Genomic DNA, 6,031 nt, shown 5'->3' on the forward strand with positions numbered 1-6,031 from the left:
CTTCCTTGCCCACCCGTTCGACCATGACAAGTTGCACGAAGAATGTGGCGTTTTCGGCGTCATCGGCATGGCCGACGCATCCAGTTTCGTCGCCCTCGGCCTGCACGCGCTGCAACATCGCGGGCAAGAGGCGGGCGGAATCGTCACCTATGATCCGGAGGCCGGCTTTTGTTCCGCCCGCCGCTTCGGCTATGTCCGCGACAATTTCACCAAGGCCGATGTGATGCAAACCCTGCCGGGCACCATCGGCATCGGCCACGTCCGCTATTCCACCGCAGGCTCAAAAGGGGCGACCGCGATCCGCGACGTGCAGCCGTTCTTTGGCGAATTTTCGATGGGCGGCGCGGCGGTTGCCCATAACGGCAACCTGACCAACGCCACCGCCCTGCGCCGTGAATTGATCGAACGCGGCTCGATCTTCCAATCCACCTCCGACAGCGAGTGCATCATCCATCTGATGGCGCGCTCCATGGGCCGCAACATCCCCGACCGCATGGAAGAAGCTTTGCGCAAGGTCGAAGGCGCTTTTTCGATCGTCGCCATGACCCGCACGAAACTGATGGGTGTGCGTGATGCGCTTGGCGTGCGCCCCCTTGTGCTGGGAAAACTCGGGGACGGCTGGGCGCTGAGTTCCGAAACCTGCGCGCTCGACATCATCGGCGCGGAATTCGTCCGAGAGATAGAGCCTGGCGAAATGGTAGTGATCTCCTCGGAAAAAGGCGTCGAAAGCCATTTTCCGTTCCGCCGCATGAAATCGCGTGGCTGCATCTTTGAACACGTCTACTTCTCCCGCCCCGACAGCATCCTCGGCGGCCGCTCGGTCTATGAAACCCGCCGTCAGATCGGCGTCGAACTGGCACGCGAAGCCCCGGTGGACGCAGATCTTGTCTGCCCGGTCCCCGATAGCGGGACCCCCGCCGCCATCGGCTACTCTCAGGAAAGCGGCATCCCATACGCGATGGGCATTATCCGCAACCAGTACATGGGCCGCACGTTTATTGAGCCCACCGAACAGATCCGCAACATGGGTGTGCGCCTGAAACTCAACGTCAACCGCGCGCTGATCAAAGGCAAACGGGTGATCCTGGTCGACGATTCGGTTGTGCGCGGCACCACATCGCGCAAGATCAAGGATATGATCCTTGATGCAGGCGCTGCCGAAGTCCACTTCCGCATCGCCTCCCCGCCCACCGCCTGGCCGTGCTTTTACGGCGTCGACACCCCTGAACGCTCCAAACTCCTCGCCGCCACCATGTCAGAGGAAGAAATGCGCGAGTGGATCGGTGTCGACAGCCTGAAATTCGTCTCCCTCGACGGGCTTTACCGTGCTGCCGGGGCGATAAAGGGGCGCGACAATACCTCGCCGCAATTCTGTGATGCCTGTTTTTCAGGGCAATACCCTGTTGCCCCTTCAGACATGATTGAAAATGGCTTTGAAATGAAAGCCGCTGAGTAACAGGGCCCAGCAACCCCATCATCTGTTCAAAAATATCCCCGCCGGAGGCTCCGCAGTCGGCCACCAGCGCAGTTGCGTAAGGAAAGCCAATGCCGAAAAAAATCGCGCTCATCACCGGTGCCTCACGCGGAATCGGGGCGGCCATGGCCGAAGCCCTCGCCCTTCAGGGTTGGCATGTCGTCGCTGTCGCCCGCACGACCGGCGGTCTGGAGGAGGTTGACGACCGGGCCAAAGCCGCAGGCGCAACAGATGCGCTGACGCTGGCTCCGATGGATATCACCAATGACGCTGCCATGCGTCACCTCTGCCGCTCGATCTTTGACCGTTGGGGCGGCCTTGACCTTTGGGTGCATGCAGCGATTCACGCGGCCCCGATGTCACCCGCCGGCCATGTCGCTGCGAAAGACTGGGACAAATCGCTTGCGATCAACAGCCGCGCAACCGGCATCCTCATCCCGATGATCGAACCCTTGCTGCGCATCCGGCCAGGTGCCACAGCGTTGTTTCTCGATGATCCCCGCGGAGGTCACAAGTTTTTCGGCGCTTACGGTGCATGCAAGGCCGCACAAATCGCGCTGGCGCGTTCATGGGCGGCGGAAACTGTCAAAACCGGCCCGCGCGTGATGATAGCAACACCGAATCCAACCGCCACAGCCACCCGCGGTCGCTTTTTCCCCGGTGAGGATCGCAGCCCCCTCGCCACCCCGCAGGCAGAGGCAAAGCGCCTGTTGGCCGACCTCTGGTGACTGTGGCTTTACTCCAGCCGTGCCGGAAACCCATCGGCGCGCAGATCGGTTGCCAACAAATCCTCCAACAGCTTCGCGATCATCGGCGATTGCGCATCGCCGCCAAATGCCGCTTTCGCCGCGACATAGGTTTGTTCCGTCATCGCCGCCAAATCCAGCGGCACCCCGAACTCCCGACCAAAACCCAAGGCAAACCCGAGATCCTTCAACGCCAGATCAATGTTGAACGCCACGTCATACGACCCGTTCAGGATCAGTGCGCCTTCGGTTTCATGCACAAAACTGTTGCCGGATGAGGCCGCAATCGCCGCATGCGCCTGCCCCAGATCAAGCCCGCCACGCTTGGCCAGCATCAGCGCCTCTGACGTAGCCTTCAGATGGATAAAGGCCAGCATATTCGTAATCACCTTGATGATGGATGCTGACCCCAGCGGCCCCATGTGGAAAATCCGGTCTCCCATCGCCTGCATCGCGGGCAGATGCAGGTCAAACAGATCCCTCTCTCCCCCCGCAAGCATGGTGATCTTGCCTTGCGCCGCCAGATGAACGCCACCCGTCACCGGCAGTTCCATCATCCGCACGCCCGCCGCTGCCGCGACTGCACCCAAGCGCAGCACGTCATCGCGGCCCAGCGTCGACATCTCCACCCATGTCGCGGCTTTTGGCATCACCGGAAGGACGGACCGCAACACCCGCTCCGATATCGCTGGCGAAGGCAGGCAGGTGATCACGTGATCCGCCGCTTCGGCCAATGCTTGTGCACTCGGCGCCAATACCGCTCCCAACGCGAGCAGCGGTTGCGCCAACGCCGGGTTCAGGTCGTAAACCGTTACCTGAATCCCGGCCCGCAGCAAACAGGCCGCGCAGTTCGCGCCAAGGTTCCCAAGCCCGATATAGCCATAATGTATCATTCACCATACCCCACCAGCGCCTTGACCTCGCAAAAATCATGGATGCCCCAATCGGCATATTCACGCCCGTTGCCCGATTGTTTGTATCCGCCGAAGGGCGCAAACGTGTCCCATTCCGGCCCGTTGATATTCACCTGACCCGCCTTCAAACGGCGCGCTACGGCCTGCGCCGCAAACAGATCGCCCTGCACATAGGCAGCGAGTCCGTAATCGGTGTCATTCGCCATCACCACCGCCTGATCCACGGTATCGTAAGACAGGATCGACAGCACCGGTCCAAAGATTTCTTCCCGCTCTATCACCATTCCCGGCGTCACATTGCCAAAAACGGTTGGCCGCACATAATGGCCCCGATTCATTCCGTCCGGGCGCCCGAGACCGCCACAGATCAGAGTCGCACCCTGCGCGATCCCTTGCCCGATCAATCCCTGCACTTTGTCATATTGCATGCGTGACACCAGCGGCCCCATGGTTACGGTCTCATCCGCCGTATCGCCAATCACCGACGCATCTGCCGCCACTTTCGCCGCCGCGAAAGCGACGGCTTCGGTCCCACGCGGGATGAACATCCGCGTCGGCGCATCGCAGCTTTGGCCGGTGTTGGCCATGCAGGCGGCCACGCCTTGCGTCACGGCGGCCACAATATCCGCCGAAGGCAGAATGATATTGGCCGATTTTCCACCCAATTCCTGCGCCACGCGCTTTACCGTTGGTGCCGCATTCGCCGCCACCTGCACGCCCGCGCGAGTGGAGCCGGTGAAACTGACCATATCAACATCCGGGTGGCTCGACAGACGCACCCCCACCTCCGGCCCGGTGCCGTTCACAAGATTGAAGACCCCGGCAGGCACTCCCGCCGCATCGCAAATTTCAGCCCAGAGCAACCCCGACAAGGGCGCGATCTCCGACGGTTTCAAAACCATGGTACAACCTGCCGCAATCGCCGGGGCCATCTTGCACACGATCTGGTTCATCGGCCAGTTCCACGGCGTAATCAGTGCGCAAACGCCGATGCCTTCGCGGATGATCCGGCTCGCCCCCCGTGCGGTTTCCCACTCAAAACGCTTCGCCGCTGTGATCGTGCTTTGCAGATGGACCTGGCCGGCCCAAACCTGCGCCGCGCGCGCCCAGGCAATCGGTGCCCCCATCTCAAGCCGCATCGCCTGCGCGAAATCCTCTGCCCGCGCGTTATATTCAGCCAGCAGACGTTCCAACAGCGCAATCCGCTCCGCCACAGGCGTCACGGAAAACCCGGCAAAGGCTGCCCGCGCCGCCGCGACCGCCCGGTCAGCGTCCGCCACCGACCCCAAAGCGATCTCGCACAAGATCTCCTCAGTTGCCGGGTTCTCCACGTCCAGGCGCGCGACGCCCAACGGCGTGACCCATTCACCGTTGATGTAAAAACTCAATGTATTCTCAAAACCCATTGATTTCTCACTTGAAATGAATGTTGTATTTCGATCGGATCGCCGCGTCGATTGTCGGATCAATCTGCCGTCCGGCCTTGCTGAGTATCGCATTCTTCCGTGCCAATGCCTTTTCCAACAGCAAGGGTTTGCCAGCCTCATTCCACTCCTTCGGCGACATGCGATTGCCGACTGCGGGATAAATATACTCCGTCTGCATCAGCCGCAAAGTCTGGTCCGAGCCGAGGTAGTGCCCCGGCCCGCCCATGCAAACCTCTTTCATCGCCTCGATCGAGGTGCTGTCCGGCGTCACGTCAATACCCCGCACCAAGCGCATTGCCTGGCCTAGAAGATCATCGCCCAAAACCAGACTTTCCATGCAGAATCCCAGAAGGGAGGCATGCATCCCGACGGCTTCGTAGCACATATTCAGCCCAGCCAATCCCGCCAGCGCATTGGTAATCCCTTGCTCCCAACCGGCCTGCATATCGGGCAGTTTGCTATCCGAAATCCCACTCGCCGCGCCACCCGGCAGGTCATAAAACCGATGCATCTGCGCACAACCTGCCGTCAGCAAAGCTTGCTCTGCCGATCCGCCCGACATCGCCCCGGTCCGCAAATCCGACACAAACGGCCAGGTGCCAAAAATACAAGGCGCACCGGGTTTGATCGCATTGGCATAGACCACCCCCGCCAGACATTCCGCCACCGCCTGCACAATCGTCAAGGCAATCGGCGCAGGGCTGGTCGCCCCCGCCTGCCCCGCGCTCAGAAGCAACATCGGCATGCCGCGCCGGATGCAATCCTCCATCGTGATGCAGGATTCTTCGGCAAATTTCATCGGCGGCACAACAAAACAGTTGGAATTGGACACGAACGGCCGCTCCAACCATTTCTCCTCCCCCCCCGCGACGGTGTAGAGCATGTCAAAACACGTCGCGACATGGGACGGGTCGCTGAAGGATGTGCCGACATGCTTCTTCGTGCCGGAAAGAGAGCCATAAAGCGTGTTCAAGTCCATATCGAGGTTATCAACGACATCCCGGCATACCATCGTGCGTTGATAAAAGTGAATATTGTCCAGATTGTCGACCAGTCGCGCCGCGTCATACAAATCCTGCGCCGTGCTTTCACGATATTCCAGCGTGAAAGGGTCAACGATATGTACGGCTGCCCCCGCTGTGCCGAAATGCACATTGCTCCCCGTCAGATTCAAATCAAACTTCGGGTCGCGCGCATGAAGCGTGATGTTGCGCGCCGCGACCGCCAGCATATCCTCCACCAAGGCACGCGGGAACCGAATGCGCCCATCGTCACCTTGGACCGCCCCCGCTTCGGTCAACAACTTCACCCCCGACGGCGGCGCCTGAGACAATCCGATCTGCTCCAATGCCTGCAACGCAGATTCATGGATCTGTGCCACCGCTGCCTCACTCAAAGGCTTATACTGTCCGCCCGGCATCCCCGCCCGCACCGGACGCAGATCATCGGCAAGCGGTGCCGCCCGCAATG

General features: G+C 60.7%; 5 protein-coding genes. 2 read left to right on the top strand and 3 right to left on the bottom strand.

The genetic code is table 11. The annotated features are described in order from the left end of the window. On the top strand, positions 1-1,456 hold a 1,456-nt coding region (purF, locus tag L0H65_RS12970), incomplete at its 5' end, for an amidophosphoribosyltransferase (protein WP_301459472.1). Positions 1,457-1,545: 89 nt separating this feature from the next. Further along, the gene (locus L0H65_RS12975) at positions 1,546-2,202 is read left to right on the top strand and encodes an SDR family oxidoreductase (protein WP_301459473.1); all 657 of its coding nucleotides are present in this window, start codon (positions 1,546-1,548) and stop codon (positions 2,200-2,202) included. An 8-nt stretch (positions 2,203-2,210) separates the two neighbouring features. On the opposite strand, the gene L0H65_RS12980 is transcribed toward L0H65_RS12975, so the two are convergent. From L0H65_RS12980 to L0H65_RS12990, 3 genes are read right to left on the bottom strand one after another with little or no spacing between them, the layout of a single operon-like run. Beyond that, complete coding sequence (locus L0H65_RS12980; protein WP_301459474.1) at positions 2,211-3,113, bottom strand: NAD(P)-dependent oxidoreductase; 903 nt, start codon at positions 3,111-3,113, stop codon at positions 2,211-2,213. Further along, positions 3,110-4,540 carry an aldehyde dehydrogenase family protein gene (locus L0H65_RS12985; RefSeq protein WP_301459475.1) on the bottom strand — a complete coding sequence of 477 codons (1,431 nt, stop codon included), beginning with the start codon at positions 4,538-4,540 and terminating at the stop codon, positions 3,110-3,112. Before L0H65_RS12985 ends, L0H65_RS12980 begins: the two co-directional genes overlap by 4 nt. A gap of 7 nt (positions 4,541-4,547) precedes the next feature. Beyond that, the gene (locus tag L0H65_RS12990) at positions 4,548-6,029 is read right to left on the bottom strand and encodes a trimethylamine methyltransferase family protein (RefSeq protein ID WP_301459476.1); all 1,482 of its coding nucleotides are present in this window, start codon (positions 6,027-6,029) and stop codon (positions 4,548-4,550) included. Between the last annotated feature and the right edge of the window lie 2 nt (positions 6,030-6,031).

Origin of the sequence: Pseudorhodobacter sp. (assembly GCF_030452865.1) — a bacterium.
In the GTDB taxonomy this organism is placed as follows: domain Bacteria; phylum Pseudomonadota; class Alphaproteobacteria; order Rhodobacterales; family Rhodobacteraceae; genus Pseudorhodobacter.

What these genes read in the sequence shown, in the direction of transcription:
- L0H65_RS12975 (WP_301459473.1), top strand. Translation starts at nt 1,546, where the DNA reads ATGCCGAAAAAAATCGCGCTCATCACCGGTGCCTCACGCGGAATCGGG.
- L0H65_RS12980 (WP_301459474.1), bottom strand. Translation starts at nt 3,113, where the DNA reads ATGATACATTATGGCTATATCGGGCTTGGGAACCTTGGCGCGAACTGC.
- L0H65_RS12985 (WP_301459475.1), bottom strand. Translation starts at nt 4,540, where the DNA reads ATGGGTTTTGAGAATACATTGAGTTTTTACATCAACGGTGAATGGGTC.